Annotated in this window: 15 protein-coding genes; 12 read left to right on the top strand and 3 right to left on the bottom strand. The window is 57.9% G+C overall.

Annotation, left to right across the window (positions count from 1 at the left end; all coding sequences use genetic code 11):
* Positions 1-9 precede the first annotated feature (9 nt).
* Entirely contained in the window at positions 10-657 is a 648-nt protein-coding gene (locus tag ACNQ0T_RS14135; protein ID WP_417930181.1) for a TetR/AcrR family transcriptional regulator, read from the top strand.
* On the opposite strand, the gene ACNQ0T_RS14130 is transcribed toward ACNQ0T_RS14135, so the two are convergent.
* Positions 654-1073: a GNAT family N-acetyltransferase gene (locus ACNQ0T_RS14130; RefSeq protein ID WP_022646571.1), complete on the bottom strand. Its 420-nt coding sequence runs from the start codon at positions 1071-1073 to the stop codon at positions 654-656. The genes ACNQ0T_RS14135 and ACNQ0T_RS14130 overlap by 4 nt on opposite strands.
* 185 nt (positions 1074-1258) lie before the next feature.
* Between ACNQ0T_RS14130 and ACNQ0T_RS14125 the strand changes: the two genes are divergently transcribed.
* The 5 genes from ACNQ0T_RS14125 to ACNQ0T_RS14105 all read left to right on the top strand — a co-directional run bounded on the left by ACNQ0T_RS14125 (position 1259) and on the right by ACNQ0T_RS14105 (position 7988).
* Entirely contained in the window at positions 1259-1828 is a 570-nt protein-coding gene (locus ACNQ0T_RS14125; protein ID WP_022646570.1) for a TetR/AcrR family transcriptional regulator, read from the top strand.
* Positions 1829-1975: 147 nt separating this feature from the next.
* Positions 1976-3097, top strand: a complete 1122-nt coding sequence (locus ACNQ0T_RS14120; protein ID WP_417930165.1) for an efflux RND transporter periplasmic adaptor subunit — start codon at positions 1976-1978, stop codon at positions 3095-3097.
* The gene (locus ACNQ0T_RS14115) at positions 3097-6207 is read left to right on the top strand and encodes an efflux RND transporter permease subunit (RefSeq protein ID WP_038414996.1); all 3111 of its coding nucleotides are present in this window, start codon (positions 3097-3099) and stop codon (positions 6205-6207) included. The genes ACNQ0T_RS14120 and ACNQ0T_RS14115 overlap by 1 nt, the downstream gene beginning before the upstream one ends.
* Positions 6207-7571, top strand: coding sequence for an efflux transporter outer membrane subunit (locus ACNQ0T_RS14110; protein WP_417930163.1), 1365 nt, complete (start codon positions 6207-6209; stop codon positions 7569-7571). The genes ACNQ0T_RS14115 and ACNQ0T_RS14110 overlap by 1 nt, the downstream gene beginning before the upstream one ends.
* Positions 7572-7691: 120 nt before the next feature.
* Entirely contained in the window at positions 7692-7988 is a 297-nt protein-coding gene (locus ACNQ0T_RS14105; RefSeq protein WP_022646567.1) for a YicS family protein, read from the top strand.
* 50 nt (positions 7989-8038) lie between these two features.
* Here ACNQ0T_RS14105 and ACNQ0T_RS14100 read toward each other — a convergent pair whose 3' ends face one another.
* The gene (locus ACNQ0T_RS14100) at positions 8039-8989 is read right to left on the bottom strand and encodes a LacI family DNA-binding transcriptional regulator (protein ID WP_022646566.1); all 951 of its coding nucleotides are present in this window, start codon (positions 8987-8989) and stop codon (positions 8039-8041) included.
* 293 nt (positions 8990-9282) lie between these two features.
* Here ACNQ0T_RS14100 and ACNQ0T_RS14095 point away from each other — a divergent pair, with 293 nt between their 5' ends.
* The 6 genes from ACNQ0T_RS14095 to ACNQ0T_RS14070 all read left to right on the top strand — a co-directional run bounded on the left by ACNQ0T_RS14095 (position 9283) and on the right by ACNQ0T_RS14070 (position 15207).
* Entirely contained in the window at positions 9283-9597 is a 315-nt protein-coding gene (locus tag ACNQ0T_RS14095; protein WP_003861034.1) for a PTS sugar transporter subunit IIB, read from the top strand.
* Between the two features lie 11 nt (positions 9598-9608).
* The gene (locus ACNQ0T_RS14090; protein WP_022646565.1) at positions 9609-10934 is read left to right on the top strand and encodes a PTS sugar transporter subunit IIC; all 1326 of its coding nucleotides are present in this window, start codon (positions 9609-9611) and stop codon (positions 10932-10934) included.
* A 17-nt stretch (positions 10935-10951) separates the two neighbouring features.
* Positions 10952-12328, top strand: coding sequence for a glycoside hydrolase family 1 protein (locus tag ACNQ0T_RS14085; protein WP_022646564.1), 1377 nt, complete (start codon positions 10952-10954; stop codon positions 12326-12328).
* A 5-nt stretch (positions 12329-12333) separates the two neighbouring features.
* Entirely contained in the window at positions 12334-12636 is a 303-nt protein-coding gene (locus ACNQ0T_RS14080) for a PTS lactose/cellobiose transporter subunit IIA (protein WP_014168006.1), read from the top strand.
* Between the two features lie 138 nt (positions 12637-12774).
* Complete coding sequence (locus ACNQ0T_RS14075) at positions 12775-14154, top strand: carbohydrate porin (protein ID WP_417930161.1); 1380 nt, start codon at positions 12775-12777, stop codon at positions 14152-14154.
* A 147-nt stretch (positions 14155-14301) separates the two neighbouring features.
* On the top strand, positions 14302-15207 hold the full coding sequence (locus ACNQ0T_RS14070) for an EamA family transporter (RefSeq protein ID WP_023298973.1): 906 nt from the start codon (positions 14302-14304) through the stop codon (positions 15205-15207).
* Between the two features lie 113 nt (positions 15208-15320).
* Here ACNQ0T_RS14070 and nepI read toward each other — a convergent pair whose 3' ends face one another.
* Positions 15321-16511, bottom strand: a complete 1191-nt coding sequence (nepI, locus tag ACNQ0T_RS14065; protein ID WP_023298972.1) for a purine ribonucleoside efflux pump NepI — start codon at positions 16509-16511, stop codon at positions 15321-15323.
* Positions 16512-16549: the final 38 nt, after the last annotated feature.

Genomic DNA, 16549 nt, shown 5'->3' with positions numbered 1-16549 from the left:
AGCGTGACCGTGCCAGCACTAAAAGACAATTCTGAACCCCGCCGTCCCGGACGTCCGCGCGGCGGCAAGCGCGTTACCGCCAACCGCGAACAGCTGCTGGACATCGCCCTGAACCTCTTCTCCCGCCAGGGGATCGCCAATACGTCGTTGAACGCTATTGCCCGCGAAGCCGGCGTGACGCCCGCCATGCTGCACTACTACTTCAACTCCAGAGAACAGTTACTGGATGCGATGATTGAGGAGCGCTTCCTGCCGTTACGCGAGCGGATCGGAGCGATTTTCGCCGACAACCGGGATTCGCCGGTGGATGCCCTGACGGAAATGGTCAGGGTGCTGGCCGAACTGGCGGAAAAGTATCGCTGGTTTGCCCCGCTGTGGATGCAGGAGGTGATCGGCGAGATGCCGGTACTGCGTACGCATTTGCAGGAGCGCTTTGGCGATGAGAAATATCACACCACGCTGGCAACCATCAAAGGCTGGCAGCAGGAAGGAAAGCTGAATCCGGCGCTAGCCCCCGAACTGCTGTTCACGACGCTGCTGAGCCTGGTGCTGGTGCCGTTCTCTCGCATGCGCAATGACGAGAGGCTTAATGCCCTCTCGCCGGAGATCGTTGTGCGCCACGTGTTAGCCGTGATCGGCAACGGGATCGGCGGTTAAAGATCCCTGGTCAGATAGTGTCTCTGCATTCCCTGATAAGGGTAATCCTGTAAGGACATCTGCACCTGATAACCCTGTTTTTCATAGAACGGACGCGCCTGGAAGCTGACCGTATCCACCAGCGCGTGACGACACCCTTTACGACGGGCCTCCTCTTCAGCCGTTTTGATCAGCTGGCTGCCGACGCCCGTTCCCCGCACCCTGTCGCTGACCCACAGAAAGTCGATATTCAGCCAGTCGCCTTTACGTACGCCGATTAACCCGCCCAGCATGACGCCGTTGTCGTCTCGCACATATACGCCAATATCGCCACTAAACGTCGCCAGATCTAAATACTGCGCGTTATAGGCTCTTAGCCCCGTTAATAATTCTTCTTTTTCTTCAGCCGTGACTTTATCTGTAATGCTCAGATGCATAAATCTCTCCTTATTTTCAGCGCAATCTGAATATCTCACAGCTTAACCTTCATAAAAACTCCTTATTTCCTCCATTGTTTAAACAAGGAAATATTCATTCAATATGTAAATAAAAAAAACCTTTCCAATAGGCTCCGAAAACGTATAATGAGAATGATCATTCTCACTTTTTACGGTAGCCGACGATGAGCACAAAGCTGGAAGAACGACAAAAACTACGGCAGGACGAAATCATCACCGCCGCGCGCCGCTGCTTTCGCGCCAGTGGATTTCACGCTGCCAGCATGTCGCAGATCGCCAGCGAAGCCAGGCTCAGCGTCGGACAAATCTATCGCTATTTCAGTAACAAAGACGCGATCATTGAAGAGATGATCCGGCGCATTATCGACTCACGTATTGAGGAGATGCAGGGCAAAACCCTGGTTGAAGGGATGCCGCAGGCGCTTGCCTGGCGCCAGACGCTTAACGAAGATGATGACGCGCTAATGCTCGAAATGTCCGCAGAGGCCACGCGCAATCCGCTGGTGGCAAACATGCTGATCGAAGCCGAAGCCCGCATGTTCGCCAACGCCTGTGAGCACCTGAAAAAGCAGTTCCCCCACCTGAGCGATGAGCATATTCGCTGCTGCGTGGAGATTACCGCCGTGATGATCGAAGGCACGATTTACCGTCGACTCACGCCTTTAAAAGTACCGTCAGAACAATTAGAGCCCATATACCAGAATATTTTAAATATGCTTTTCTCTGCGAAGTAATCGCATGTGAATAATTAGTGGAAATAAGTAATTTCCCTTTTTTCATTTCTGGCTCTGCCAGAGATGCGGGATCGCTGTGCTTTTAATTAGCCCTCCTCCCTGTTAAGCGATTAACAGGGCAGGCTTCGTTCACCCTGGAAAAAGATTATGAAAACCATAACAACCTCCATCGCAGCATTACTCCTCCTGACAGGGTGCGATAATGCGCAAACATCTGCTCCCCAGCGTCCTCTTCCGGAAGTGGGGATTGTCACACTCATGAGCCAGCCGGTGTCCGTGGTCAGCGAGCTGACCGGCCGCACCGCCGCCGCGATGAGCGCCGAAGTGCGCCCTCAGGTGGGCGGCATTATTCAGAAACGGCTCTTCACCGAAGGCGATACGGTCGAGGCCGGGCAGGCGCTGTATCAGATCGATCCTTCCAGCTACCGCGCCGCTTATGATGAAGCTGCCGCCGCACTGAAACAGGCGCAGGCGCTGGTGCAGGCCGACTGCCAGAAAGCCCGGCGCTATGCGCAGCTGGTTAAGGATGACGGCGTATCACGTCAGGATGCGGAAGACGCGAAGTCCACCTGCGCGCAGGACAAGGCCAGCGTCGAGTCAAAGAAAGCCGCGCTGGAAAGTGCCCGCATTAACCTCAACTGGACCACCGTCACCGCGCCGATTGCCGGACGTATCGGCATCTCCTCTGTGACCCCCGGCGCGCTGGTGACCGCCCAGCAGGATACCGCGCTGGCCACTATTCGCGGGCTGGACAGTATGTACGTCGATTTAACCCGTTCCAGCGCCGATCTGCTGCGATTACGCAAGCAAACCCTCGCCAGCAACAGCGATACGCTGAACGTGTCGTTGATCCTCGAAGACGGCAGCAGCTACAGCGAAAAAGGCCATCTGGCGTTAACCGAAGTGGCGGTGGATGAGTCTACCGGCTCAGTCACCCTGCGCGCCGTCTTCCCGAACCCGCAGCATCAGCTTCTGCCGGGCATGTTCGTCCGCGCCCGAGTGGATGAAGGCATCATGAATGACGCGATCCTCGCGCCGCAGCAGGGCATCACTCGCGACGCCAAAGGTACCGCCACCGCGCTGGTGGTGAACGCCAGCAACAAGGTCGAGCAGCGTCAGCTGGAAACGGGCGACACCTACGGCGATAAATGGCTGGTGCTGAATGGCCTGAAGGCGGGCGATAAGCTGATTGTGGAAGGCACCGACAAAGTCACCGCCGGGCAGGAAGTGAAAGCTGAAGAGATGAAAACCAACGGAGGAAACGCCTGATGTTTTCCCGTTTCTTCGTGCGTCGCCCGGTCTTTGCCTGGGTTATCGCCATTCTCATCATGCTCGCCGGGATACTGGCGATCCGCACGCTGCCCGTTGCGCAGTACCCGGACGTTGCCCCGCCGTCGATCAAAATCTCCGCCACCTACACCGGCGCCTCCGCACAAACGCTGGAGAACAGCGTGACGCAGGTGATCGAGCAGCAGCTCACCGGGCTGGATAACCTGCTCTACTTCACCTCCACCAGCAGCTCGGACGGTTCGGTGAGCATCAACGTCACGTTTGAACAGGGAACCGATCCGGACACCGCTCAGGTACAGGTGCAGAACAAAGTCCAGCAGGCGGAATCACGCCTGCCGACCGAGGTGCAGCAGTCCGGGATCACCGTCGAAAAATCCCAGAGCAACTTCCTGCTGATCATGGGCGTGTATGACAAAACCGATACCGCCAGCAGCTCGGATATTGCCGACTGGCTGGTGAGTAATATGCAGGATCCGCTGGCGCGCGTGGATGGCGTCGGCAGCCTGCAGGTGTTCGGTGCAGAATACGCGATGCGCATCTGGCTCGACCCGGCTAAGCTGGCGTCGTACTCGCTGATGCCCTCCGACGTGCAGAGCGCGATTGAAGCGCAGAACGTGCAGGTCTCCGCCGGTAAAATCGGCGCGCTGCCCTCGTCGAACGCCCAACAGCTGACCGCCACCGTTCGCGCTCAGTCGCGTCTGCAAACGGTCGATGAGTTCAAAAAAATCATCGTCAAGAGCGAGTCCAACGGTGCGGTGGTGCGCATCAGCGACGTCGCGCGCGTGGAGATGGGCAGCGAAGACTACACCGCCACCGCGAAGCTGAACGGCCACCCGGCGGCGGGTATGGCGGTGATGCTCTCGCCGGGCGCCAACGCGCTTAACACCGCCACGGCGGTAAAAGACAAGATCGCCGAGTTCAAAAAGTCGATGCCGGAAGGCTACGACGTGGCCTACCCGAAAGACAGCACCGAGTTCATCAAGATCTCCGTTGAGGACGTGATTCAGACCCTGTTCGAAGCCATTATCCTCGTGGTGGTGGTGATGTACCTGTTTCTGCAAAACATCCGCGCAACGCTGATCCCGGCGCTGGCGGTGCCGGTGGTGCTGCTGGGCACCTTCGGCGTACTGGCGCTGTTCGGTTACTCCATCAACACCCTGACGCTGTTTGCCATGGTGCTGGCGATAGGACTGTTGGTGGATGACGCCATCGTGGTGGTGGAAAACGTCGAGCGTATTATGCGAGACGAAGGGCTGCCCGCCCGGGAAGCGACCGAAAAATCGATGGGCGAAATTTCCGGCGCGCTGATCGCCATTGCACTGGTGCTCTCTGCGGTATTCCTGCCGATGGCCTTCTTCGGCGGCTCTACCGGGGTCATTTACCGTCAGTTCTCGGTCACCATTATTTCGGCGATGTTCCTCTCCGTAGTGGTGGCGCTGACCCTGACGCCCGCGCTGTGCGGCTCGATCCTGAATCACACCGCTCCGCACAAAAAGGGCTTCTTCGGCGCGTTTAACCGCTTCTACAGTAAGACCGAGCACGGCTATCAGAATAAGGTTCTGCGCGCCCTGCGCCGTTCCGGCGGCATGCTGGTGATCTTCGCCCTGCTCTGCGGCGCGATGGGGTTCGCCATGCTGAAACTGCCGGGCAGCTTCCTGCCAACCGAAGACCAGGGAGAAATCATGGTGCAGTACACCCTCCCTGCCGGCGCAACCGCGGTGCGTACCGCAGAGGTAAGCCGCCAGGTACGCGAGTGGTTCCTCACCAAAGAGAAAGCTAATACCGACGTGATCTTTACCGTTGAAGGCTTCAGCTTCAGCGGCAGCGGCCAGAACGCCGGGATGGCGTTCGTCTCCCTGAAAAACTGGTCAGAGCGTAAAGGCGAGGAAAACACCGCGCAGGCCATTGCCCTGCGCGCCACGCAGGAGCTGAGCGCCATCCGCGATGCCACCATCTTTGCGATGACACCGCCGGCAGTGGACGGTCTGGGCCAGAGCAACGGCTTTACCTTTGAGCTGATGGCGAGCGGTGGCACCGACCGCGACGCGCTGCTGAAACTGCGTAACCAGCTGATTGGCGAAGCGAATCAGGACAGCTCGCTGCACGCCGTGCGCGCCAACGATCTGCCGCAGATGCCGCAGCTTCAGGTGGATATCGATAACAACAAAGCCGTGTCGCTGGGGCTCTCCCTGAGCGACGTCACCGACACCCTGTCCAGCGCCTGGGGCGGCACCTACGTGAACGACTTCATTGACCGTGGCCGCGTGAAAAAGGTCTACATCCAGGGCGACAGCGACTATCGTGCGGTGCCGTCGGATCTCAACAAATGGTATGTGCGCGGCAGCGACAGCACTATGACCCCATTCTCCGCCTTCGCCACTACCCGCTGGGAGTATGGCCCGGAAAGCCTGGTGCGCTACAACGGCTCGGCGGCGTATGAAATTCAGGGCGAGAACGCCAGCGGCGCCAGCTCCGGTACGGCGATGAGCAAAATGGAGCAGTTGGCGAATAACCTGCCGTCCGGCAGCACCTGGGCGTGGAGCGGTTTGTCGTTGCAGGAAAAACTGGCGAGCGGTCAGGCGATGAGCCTTTATGCCCTCTCCATCCTCGTGGTGTTCCTGTGCCTGGCGGCACTGTATGAGAGCTGGTCGGTGCCCATTTCGGTGATCCTCGTGATCCCGCTTGGGGTGCTGGGCGCGGCCATTGCCGCCTCCCTGCGCGGCCTGAGCAACGATGTCTATTTCCAGGTGGCGCTGCTGACCACCATCGGTCTGTCGTCGAAGAACGCCATTCTGATTGTCGAGTTTGCCGAAGCCAAAGTGGCCGAAGGCTACTCACTGACGCGCGCCGCCCTGCGGGCCGCCCAGACGCGTCTGCGTCCGATCATCATGACCTCGCTGGCGTTTATCGCAGGCGTGACGCCGCTGGCGATTGCCACCGGCGCGGGGGCCAACAGCCGCGTGGCGATCGGCACCGGCATTATCGGCGGGACGCTGGCCGCGACGCTGCTGGCTATCTTCTTTGTTCCTTTATTCTTTGTACTGGTGAAACGTCTGTTCTCCGGTAAGCACGCAAACCGGAGGTCATAATGTTTCGTGTAACTGTTTTAGCGTTAGCACTGCTGAGCGCAGGCTGTGTGTCATTAGATCCCACGTATCAGCGCCCGGACGCACCCGTTCCGGCCACCCTACCCGGCGCGCACGGCGAAGCCAGCGCCGTGGTGAGCCAGTGGCAGCAGGTGATGAATGATGCGCGGCTGAAAAGCGTGGTGACGATGGCGCTCAACAGCAACCGCGACGTGCAAAAAGCGATTGCGGATATCGACGCCGCCCGTGCCCAGTATGGCGAAACGCGCTCGTCCCTGTTCCCGACGGTGGACGCGGAACTGAGTCATACCCGCAGCCGTACGCTGGCGAGCGGCGTCGCGACGAGCGACGAAGCCAACGGCACGGTCTCCAGCTTCGAACTGGATCTGTTTGGCCGCAACCAGAGCCTGTCGCGCGCCGCGCGTGAAACCTGGCTTGCCAGCGAGTTCACCGCGCAGAACACGCGCCTGACGATGGTCAGCGAGCTGACCACGGCCTGGGTGACGCTGGCGGCGGATAACAGCAATCTGGCGCTGGCGAAATCCACCCTGGAGAGCGCCGCGAACTCGCTCAAAATCGTCAAACGTCAGCAGGAAGTAGGTGTGGCAGCGGCCACGGACGTCAGTGAAGCGATGGCGGTTTACCAGCAGGCGCGCGCCAGCGTGGCGAGCTACCAGACGCTGGTGATGCAGGACAAAAACGCCCTTAACCTGCTGGCGGGCGATACGGTGCCCGAGAACCTGCTGCCCGGCACGCTGGAGAGCCTGAGCCATAACGCCATCACGCTGATCCCGGCGGGCGTCAGCTCCAGCGCGCTGCTGCGTCGCCCGGACATTCAGGAGGCGGAACATAACCTGCTGAGCGCTAACGCCAACATCGGCGCGGCACGCGCCAACTTCTTCCCGACCATTTCACTGACCGCCAGCGCGGGCGTCGGCAGCGATTCGCTGTCATCCCTGTTCAGCCACGGCATGAAGGTCTGGTCGTTCGCGCCGTCCATCACCCTGCCGCTGTTTAGCGGGGGCAACAATATGGCGCAGCTGCGCTATGCGGAAGCGGAGAAAAAAGGGTTAATTGCGACCTATGAGAAAACCATCCAGAGCGCGTTCAAGGACGTGGCCGACGCGCTGGCGCGGCGCGAAACGTTGAGCGAACAGCTTGATGCCCAGCGTGAATACGTGGCGGCGGAGCAAAAAACGCTGGATGTGGCGACGCGCAGTTACAAGGCTGGCGCGGGCGATTATCTGACGGTGCTCACCGCGCAGCGATCGCTGTGGTCAGCACAGGAATCACTGATTGCCTTGCAGCAAACCGACCTGGAAAACCGCATCACGCTGTGGCAATCGCTGGGTGGAGGGGTTCAGTAACGGCCTGAGAGGGCGATTCTCATACCAGGTGAAAAGTAAATTCATACTTTCGGCTGGAATCGCCTGCCTGAATGTAACGATACATTTCAGAGAAAGCCTGTGACTTTACCGGAGGTCTCAATGAAATCTGCACACCTGGTTTGCCTGCTCGTTTGCCTGATTTTCGCTGCGTTTGTTCACGCGCTGGAGAAGAGCGCTCCGGAGAAAGAGGCCCAGATAAAACAGCAGGTCCTGAAAGATGTGAAGAAAACCTGTACCCCGCAGAAAAAGCAGAGCGATAAGGCCTGGCAGGCGATGATTTTGTCGTCTGAGGCCAATCAGCTGCTGATCAAAAATGCCATCACCGCCGTGAAGCGTGACAACCTGGACGCCTACTGGGATGCAGTAAGTCAGGTGGATTGTATGGAAGATTACTGAGGGTTGAGCGCCGGGTGGCGGCTGCGCCTTACCCGGCCTACATCACATGTTTAACGCTTCCGCACATCCGGAATAATCAAATCCCCGCGCAGCACGTACGACCCGAGCATCTGCGTTTTCGCCGTCAGCCAGCTCACAATCCGCGCCGCCATGGCGTCCATGGAATATTCAATCGCCGGGATCACCGGAATACCCGGGAGATGCAGCGAACCGCCGAGGCTGAAGACCATGATGTCTTCCGGTACCGATTTATTAAACGCCTGTAACTGCGGGATCACCCGCTGGGCTTCCTGCTCGTCTGCCACCAGCAGCGCGTTGAAGTTCAGCGTGGACGCGTTGTTGAGTAATTCCTGAAGCGCAACGGACGATGAAGTCGCGTCCATAAACACGAGGTTGCGATTAAAGGGCAGGAAGTTTTTCTCCAGCGCATGTTTGTAACCCAGCAGCACCTGATCGGCAAAGCCGCTGCCGTGCGGGTGGATCAGTGCTATCTGGCGACGCCCCTGGCTGGTGAGATAGTTGCAGGCCGTTTCAGCCGCGAACGCGTGATCGAACTGAATGCTGTTGGCGTTATCGGCTTCCATACAGTCGACCAGAATGACGTTGTCCATGTCCACGTCTAGCGGGAAACGCGCGCCAATCACCAGAATGTCATCACATAAGCCGCAGGAGAGTTCTTCAAGGGCGTTCATCACTTCTGTTTTCGTGTGTGCGAAACGCAGCAGCAGATGTTTTTGATGCTGGCTGAGGTGTTTTTCCAGCGCGTACAGGTAACCGGTGGTCTGGTTAATGTTCTCCTGCGCGCAAATCACCCCAATGCAGCCCGTCGACTGGCTGAGCAGCGACTGGGCGATCACGTTCGGACGATAGTTCAGCTCATCCACCGCTCTCAGAACAGCCTGTCGGCTGGCTTCTTTAACGCCACGCGACCCGCTCAACACCCGTGATACCGTGGCTTTGGACACCCCGGCCAGACGCGATACATCGTTGATTGTAGACATCTCTCTCCCCTGTCAGACGCAACTGGCGTCTGTAATTTCCATCACCGCTACGGCTCACATTATAGCCAGAACGGAGTATATCCGTTTCCGTTTTCCATGGAAACCGATTTTCCGTTTCCACTCAATTTGATGTCAAAACAGCCAAATTATGTGACCCACATCCGGTTAATTAGCGTCATAAGTAGTGGATATTGATGGTTGTCACACTTCTGTCTTTTATGAATGGAAACCGGTTTCCGTATCATGTCCAATCATCATCGCAATAACTTTTTACATTTTGAGGATGGTCGTCGATGTTCAAGATTATGCTGTGCTGCTCTGCCGGGATGTCCACCAGCCTGCTGGTCAGCAAAATGATCGATGTTGCAAAAGAACGGGGCTTGCCCGTGAAGATAGATGCGTATGGCGTATCCGAATTTGATACGCAGTTTCCGCACTATCAGGTGGTGCTTCTCGGACCGCAAGTGAAATACATGTTAAAGACACTCTCAGACAAGGCAGCGACGCAAGGCATACCGGTGCAGCCCATCGACATGATGGATTACGGCATGCAGCGTGGCGATAAAGTACTGGACTATGCTCTGTCGCTCATCGAAGCGGCACACTAAAAGGTGTTCACATGAGTTCGTTATATCAATCCATGGTCGCGGTGATTGAACAGTCAATTACGCCGCTGGCTGCGAAGCTCGGTCAGCAAAAGTATGTGATTGCCATCCGCGACGGCTTTACCGCCGCGCTGCCGTTTATGATCATCGGCTCGTTTATGCTGGTGTTTATCTTCCCGCCGTTTTCGGCGGATACCACCAACAGCTTCGCCCGCGGCTGGCTGGATTTCTCCGAGACCTACCGCGAACAGCTGATGCTGCCCTTTAACCTCAGCATGGGCGTCATGACCTTCTTCATCTCGGTGGGGATTGGGGCGAGCCTGGGGCGTCAGTTTAACCTCGATCCGGTGATGTCCGGTCTGCTGGCCTTTATGGCCTTCCTGCTGGTCGCCGCGCCGTATGCCGACGGCAAAATTTCGACGCAGTATCTGTCGGGTCAGGGCATCTTCACTGCGCTTATCACCGCGATCTACTCCACCCGTGTATACGCGTGGCTAAAGCAGAACAACGTCACCATCCGCCTGCCGAAAGAGGTGCCGACCGGCGTGGCGCGTTCGTTTGAGATCCTGATCCCGGTGATGGTGGTGATTGGTACCCTACATCCGCTGAACCTGTTCATTGAAGCGCAGACCGGGATGATCATCCCGCAGGCGATTATGCACCTGCTGGAGCCGCTGGTGTCCGCGTCTGACTCGCTGCCCGCGATTCTGCTCTCCGTTCTGCTGTGCCAGATCTTCTGGTTTGCCGGTATCCACGGGTCGCTGATTGTCACCGGCATCATGAACCCGTTCTGGATGGCGAACCTCTCTGCAAACCAGGCGGCGCTGGCGGCGGGCGCGGCGCTGCCGCACGTTTATCTGCAAGGTTTCTGGGATCACTACCTGCTGATTGGCGGCGTAGGCTCGACCCTGCCGCTGGCGTTCCTGCTGCTGCGCAGCCGCGCCACTCACCTGCGCACCATCGGCAAAATGGGCGTTGTGCCAAGCTTCTTTAACATCAACGAACCGATTCTGTTCGGCGCGCCGATCATCATGAACCCGATGCTGTTTATCCCGTTCGTGTTTGTTCCGCTGGTCAATGCCTGCCTGGCGTACGGCGCAACCAAACTCGGCTGGCTGGCCCAGGTGGTTTCGTTAACCCCGTGGACCACGCCCGCGCCGATTGGCGCCTCGTGGGCGGCGAACTGGGCGCTGAGCCCGGTGGTGATGTGCCTGGTCTGCATGGTGATGTCGGCGCTGATGTACCTGCCATTCCTGCGCGCCTATGAGCGTACGCTCATCAAAAATGAAGAGCAGAAAGCCCAGGCAACCGTCGGCACCGCTGAAACAGTTAGCAATTAAGTCAAAGAGGAAGGGTCATGAAATACGCATTTCCCGATAACTTCTGGTGGGGCAGCGCAAGCTCCGCTCTCCAGACGGAAGGGACACGAGAGGGTGAAACCACGTGGGACTACTGGTTTTCCCGCGAGCCGAACCGTTTTCACAACGGCGTGGGACCGCAGCACACCTCCACGTTTTATCAGCACTGGAAAACGGACATTCAGCTGTTGAAGCAGCTGAACCACAACAGCTTTCGCACCTCGATTAGCTGGGCGCGCCTGATCCCCGACGGTATCGGTGAAGTGAACCCGGACGCGGTCGATTTTTATAATCAGGTCATTGATGAGCTGAATGAACAGGGCATCACGCCGTTTATCACCCTGTTCCATTTCGACATGCCGATGGCGATGCAGGAGATAGGCGGCTGGGAAAACCGTGACGTAGTGGACGCCTACGCCCGCTATGCGCAGATCTGCTTCGAGCTGTTTGGCGACCGCGTGCTGCACTGGTTTACCTTCAACGAGCCGATCGTGCCGGTGGAAGGCGGTTATCTGTACGATTTCCATTACCCGAACGTGGTGGATTTTCGTCGGGCGGCGACCGTGGCGTATCACACGGTGCTGGCCCATGCGAAGGCCGTTCAGGCTTACCGCGCCGGGCATTACGCGGGGGAGATCGGCATCGTGCTGAACCTGACGCCGTCATACCCGCGTTCGCAGAACCCGGCGGACGTGAAGGCGGCGCATATCGCGGATCTGATGTTTAACCGCAGCTTCCTCGACCCCGTGCTGCGCGGGGAGTATCCGGCCGACCTGGTGGCATTGCTGAAATCTTACGATCAGCTACCCGCCTGCAAGCCGGAAGACGGTTTCCTGATTGCGGAAGGGAAAATCGACCTGCTCGGCGTTAACTACTATCAGCCGCGTCGCGTGAAGTGTCGCGACAGCGCGGTGAACCCGCAGGCGCCGTTTATGCCGGAGTGGTTCTTTGATAGCTACGAGATGCCGGGCCGTAAGATGAACCCGTACCGCGGCTGGGAAATCTACGAGCCGGGTATTTACGATATTCTGGTTAACCTGCGCGACAATTACGGTAACCCCCGCTGTTTTATTTCTGAAAACGGGATGGGTGTCGAAAACGAGCAGCGCTTTATTGAAAACGGTCAGATAAACGATCGGTACCGCATCGAATTTATTTCTGAGCATTTAGCGTGGCTGCATAAAGGTATTAGCGAAGGCTGCAATTGCCTTGGCTACCATATGTGGACGTTTATTGATAACTGGTCGTGGTGCAATGCCTATAAAAACCGCTACGGTTTTATTCAGCTCGATTTGGAGACGCAGCAGCGCACCATTAAAAAAAGCGGAGAGTGGTTTGCCGCTACCGCCTTAAATAATTGCTTTGATAAAGAGTAAAAATGATGATCGCATTAGAAGAAGCCGTAATGGAAATTATCGTCAACGCCGGTCAGTCCCGCAGCCTGTGCTTCGAAGCGCTGCATGCGGCGCGCCAGGGCAACCTTGACGAAGCCAAAAGCCTGCTGCGTGAAGCCGATGGCTACGCGCGCCAGGCACACAAGATGCAGACCAAACTGATCGAGCAGGACGCGGGCGAAGCCCGCCAGCCGATGACGTTAATTATGGTGCACGCGCAGGATCATTTAATGAATTCGCTATTAGCGCGTGAATTATCTGAAGAGATTATTCATTTATATCAGAGATAGTCTATGGCGAAATAATTTAATGTAATACCTCTGTACCTAAAACTAGAAATCCACTTGTTCTGATGATAGCGACATATTCTGTCAGATCGGAGCGGGATGGTTATTGTCTGAATAAAATTAAACTATATTGAGATAACCATGAATACGATTAAAAAACTTCCATTAACCATGGCGGTTATCGCCGCGCTTTGTCCAATTTCCGTGCTCGCGCAAGAATTTACGCAGGAGCAAATTGACGCCATTGTGGCGAAAGCGGTGGATAAAGCCCTGGCCGAGCGTCAGGCGAAAATGGATGCGGCGGTCGCGAAAAAAGCGGACGTCATCACCGAGCCGCAGAGCGCAGCGCAATCCCCGGACATGGCGATTCCGTTTGGCATCAAATTTACCGGCTACGCCCGCTACGGCGCGCACTTCCAGGCCGCTGACCAGAAGTATGTGGCGGTGGACGGCTCCTACAACGGCGCGTCCGCGATTGGTCGTCTGGGTAACGAAGGCAACGGCGGGGAATTCCAGCTCTCCAAGGCCTTCAAGGGTGATAACGGCGCCATCTGGGACATCAACGTGATGATCGACCACTGGGGCGACGAAGTTAACCTCAAAAAAGCTTACGCCGGGGTGACCAACATTATGGCCTCCAACCCGAACGCCTACTTTTGGGCCGGTCGTGACTTCCACCAGCGTCCGCAGCAGGGCATCAACGATTACTTCTGGATGAACCACGATGGCCAGGGCGCCGGGGTGAAGAACTTCGACATCGGCGGTGTGCAGTTCGACGTGGCTGCCGTGGCGGCGGTGGAATCCTGTAGCCCGGAAGTGATGGAAGATGAAGCCAACCCGTCGCGCATCACCTGTACCGGCGGTTCCGGCACGGGTGACAAGGGCAACTACGCTGCCACCTCAAAAATCCACGGCATGAAGCTCGGCCCGCTCGACCTGGAGCTGTACGCCAACTACGGTTTTGACTCCAAAGCCGTTGAGAGCGACGAGCGTCTGAACGCCTGGCAGGGCGGCGTGGTGCTGAGCCACACCAACGATAGCGGCGTGAACAAGGTGATCGCCCGCTACTCCGATAATTCGGACAACAGCGTGTTCAACAAAACCGAAGATCTGACCACGGTCTACGCCAGCTTCGAAGGGCTGTATAAATTCACCCAGGCCACGCAGGTGGAGTACATCCTCGCCTTCCACGACTATGACAACAGCCGTGATGACACCGATAACCGTAAGAACTACAACGCCATCGTGCGCCCGATGCACTGGTGGAACGACGTTCACTCCACCTGGCTGGAAGCGGGCTGGCAGCACGTAGATTACGACAACGGCGGCGACAACAAGGGCTGGAAGCTGACCCTGTCGCAGAACATGTCTATCGCCATGGGGCCGGAGTTCCGTCCGATGCTGCGCTTCTACGTGACCGGCGGCAAAGTGGACAACGAACGCACCGCGCGCGTGAACAACACCAAAGATGAGACGCTGGACGACTTCAACGTCGGCGCGATGTGGGAGGCGTGGTTCTAAGGTCAACAACATGCCGGGTGGCGCTACGCTTACCCGGCCTACGGTTTTCCCCCTCTCCCCATGGGAGAGGGCCGGGGTGAGGGCATCAGGCCGCACACAACCATGCTATGCTGTTGGCCAATTAACGACAACATAACAGGGGAGAACATGGGTTCCACACGCAAAGGGATGCTCAACGTCCTGATCGCCGCCGTTTTATGGGGCAGTTCCGGGGTTTGCGCGCAGTACATCATGGAGAAAAGCCACATTTCTTCACCTTACCTGACCATGGTTCGCCTGCTGTTTACCGGCGTGATCCTGCTGACGCTCTCCTTCGTTCACGGCGACAAGATTTTCTCGGTCATCAAAAACCGCAAGGACGCCCTCAGCCTGCTGTTTTTCTCGCTGGTTGGCGCGCTCACCGTGCAGCTCACCTTCCTGCTGACGATTGAAAAATCCAACGCCGCTACGGCCACCGTGCTTCAGTTCCTGTCGCCAACCATCATCGTGGCGTGGTTCGCCCTGGCGCGGAAGAAGCGTCCCGGCATGTTTGTCCTGTCGGCGATTTTGACATCGCTTGTGGGTACCTTCCTGCTGGTGACCCACGGCGACCCGACGTCGCTCTCCATCTCGCCTGCCGCACTGTTCTTCGGTATCGCCTCGGCGTTTGCCGCGGCGTTTTACACCACCTATCCATCAACGCTTATCGCCCGCTACGGCACGCTGCCGATTGTCGGCTGGAGTATGTTGATTGCGGGACTAATGCTGACGCCGTTCTACGCCGGACGCGGCACCACCTTCGCCATTGACGGCGGCCTGCTGCTGGCGTTTTTCTACCTGGTGGTGATTGGCACCGCGCTGACGTTCAGCCTGTATCTGAAGGGCGCGCAGATGATCGGCGGGCCGAAGGCAAGCATTTTGAGCTGCGCCGAACCCCTGAGCAGCGCGCTGCTGTCGGTGGTTTTGCTGGGGGTGGCATTCACCCTGCCGGACTGGCTGGGAACGCTGCTGATTGTGTCGTCGGTGGTGTTGATTTCGATGGATTCACGCAGAAGGGTTAAGGCATCGGCTTAAGCGAACGTCCCCTCACCCCGGCCCTCTCCCCAAAGGGGCGAGGGTGAAAAGACAGCACCGAGCAGTCCCCTCTCCCCTATGGGGAGAGGGTTAGGGTGAGGAGGAAAATTGACTTACTTCGCCTTCACCTTCCCCGCCACCAGCAGCGCGGTCAGCAGCATCAGCGTACCGGAGATCACCAGCGGTGACGTCAGCCCAAGATGGTCGAGCGCTACGCCGCCCACCGCCGCGCCGCAGGTGTTCGCCAGCTGGATCACCGCCACCTGAATCGACCCGGCTTTTTCCGCCTGATCGGCAAGCGAGCGGGTGATCCACGTCGACCAGCCCACCGGCACCAGCGCAAAGGCAAAGCCCCAGACAATCGCAATCGCCGATGCGACCCACTTGTCGCTGCCCCACAGCACCAGCACCGCGGCACTGATCGCCAGCACCAGCGGCGCACCCGCCAGCGCCACCTTCAGGGAGCGCTTCAGGAACTGAGACGACAGTGAGGTGCCGACGAAGCTGGCGATACCGAAGCTCAGCAGCACCAGCGTCAGGCCATCCACGTCAAAGCCCGCCATGGTCATATACACCGGGCGAATATAGGTAAAGAAGGCAAACTGCCCGGCAAAGGCCATGAAGATGGCGGTCATCCCCGCCAGCACGCCCGGACGCTTGAGCAGCGCGAACATGTTCTGTTTGTGGTGCGCCGCTTCACCCGGCAGAGACGGTAGCGCTTTCCACACCCAGATAATGCACAGCACGCCCATCACTGCCGCCGCGTTAAAGACGTTACGCCAGCCGATAATCCCACCAAGGAAGCTGCCCAGCGGCGCGGCAATCACCAGCGCAATAGAGACCGCGCCGAAGATAACGGACAGCGCTTTTGGCACGGTGCGCGCGGGCACCAGGCGCATGGTCAGCGAGGCCGACATCGCCCAGAAGCCGCCTAACCCCAGCCCCAGGCAGGCGCGACCCAGCAGCAGCAGGGTGAAGCTTTCAGCGAAAGAGACCAGCAGGCAGGAGAGCGTCAGCAGCACGCTGAACAGAATGACCACTTTACGACGGTCAATGGTGCCAATCGCCTGGGTGATAAACAGGCTGGCGAACATCGCCACAAAGGCGGTGACGGTAACGGACTGCCCCGCCACGCCTTCGGAAATGCCCAGATCCTGCGCCATCGGCGTCAGCAGGCTGACCGGCAGAAACTCAACGGTGATCAGGCAGGCGACGCAGAACGCCACGGAGAAAACCGCCGACCAGTTGGGGCGAGACACCTCTTTGGCCTGCGGCGGAGTCGTGGGCTGGATATGTTCTGTCATGGCATCACCTGAGATAAAAACGTGCGGAAAAGTCGCGC

The sequence above is a fragment of the Enterobacter cloacae complex sp.6700776 genome, from assembly GCF_048284255.1.
GTDB lineage: Bacteria > Pseudomonadota > Gammaproteobacteria > Enterobacterales > Enterobacteriaceae > Enterobacter > Enterobacter intestinihominis.
The sequence above is the reverse complement of the archived record's forward strand: the minus strand, read 5'-3'. Positions and strand labels throughout refer to the sequence as shown.

Bases quoted from the DNA above. Each gene is read 5' to 3' on its own strand.
- ACNQ0T_RS14095 (WP_003861034.1), top strand. From the start codon at position 9,283: ATGTTCAAGATTATGCTGTGCTGCTCTGCCGGGATGTCCACCAGCCTG.
- nepI (WP_023298972.1), bottom strand. From the start codon at position 16,511: ATGACAGAACATATCCAGCCCACGACTCCGCCGCAGGCCAAAGAGGTG.
- ACNQ0T_RS14075 (WP_417930161.1), top strand. From the start codon at position 12,775: ATGAATACGATTAAAAAACTTCCATTAACCATGGCGGTTATCGCCGCG.
- ACNQ0T_RS14110 (WP_417930163.1), top strand. From the start codon at position 6,207: ATGTTTCGTGTAACTGTTTTAGCGTTAGCACTGCTGAGCGCAGGCTGT.
- ACNQ0T_RS14105 (WP_022646567.1), top strand. From the start codon at position 7,692: ATGAAATCTGCACACCTGGTTTGCCTGCTCGTTTGCCTGATTTTCGCT.
- ACNQ0T_RS14070 (WP_023298973.1), top strand. From the start codon at position 14,302: ATGGGTTCCACACGCAAAGGGATGCTCAACGTCCTGATCGCCGCCGTT.
- ACNQ0T_RS14080 (WP_014168006.1), top strand. From the start codon at position 12,334: ATGATCGCATTAGAAGAAGCCGTAATGGAAATTATCGTCAACGCCGGT.
- ACNQ0T_RS14090 (WP_022646565.1), top strand. From the start codon at position 9,609: ATGAGTTCGTTATATCAATCCATGGTCGCGGTGATTGAACAGTCAATT.
- ACNQ0T_RS14120 (WP_417930165.1), top strand. From the start codon at position 1,976: ATGAAAACCATAACAACCTCCATCGCAGCATTACTCCTCCTGACAGGG.
- ACNQ0T_RS14125 (WP_022646570.1), top strand. From the start codon at position 1,259: ATGAGCACAAAGCTGGAAGAACGACAAAAACTACGGCAGGACGAAATC.
- ACNQ0T_RS14115 (WP_038414996.1), top strand. From the start codon at position 3,097: ATGTTTTCCCGTTTCTTCGTGCGTCGCCCGGTCTTTGCCTGGGTTATC.
- ACNQ0T_RS14100 (WP_022646566.1), bottom strand. From the start codon at position 8,989: ATGTCTACAATCAACGATGTATCGCGTCTGGCCGGGGTGTCCAAAGCC.
- ACNQ0T_RS14085 (WP_022646564.1), top strand. From the start codon at position 10,952: ATGAAATACGCATTTCCCGATAACTTCTGGTGGGGCAGCGCAAGCTCC.
- ACNQ0T_RS14130 (WP_022646571.1), bottom strand. From the start codon at position 1,073: ATGCATCTGAGCATTACAGATAAAGTCACGGCTGAAGAAAAAGAAGAA.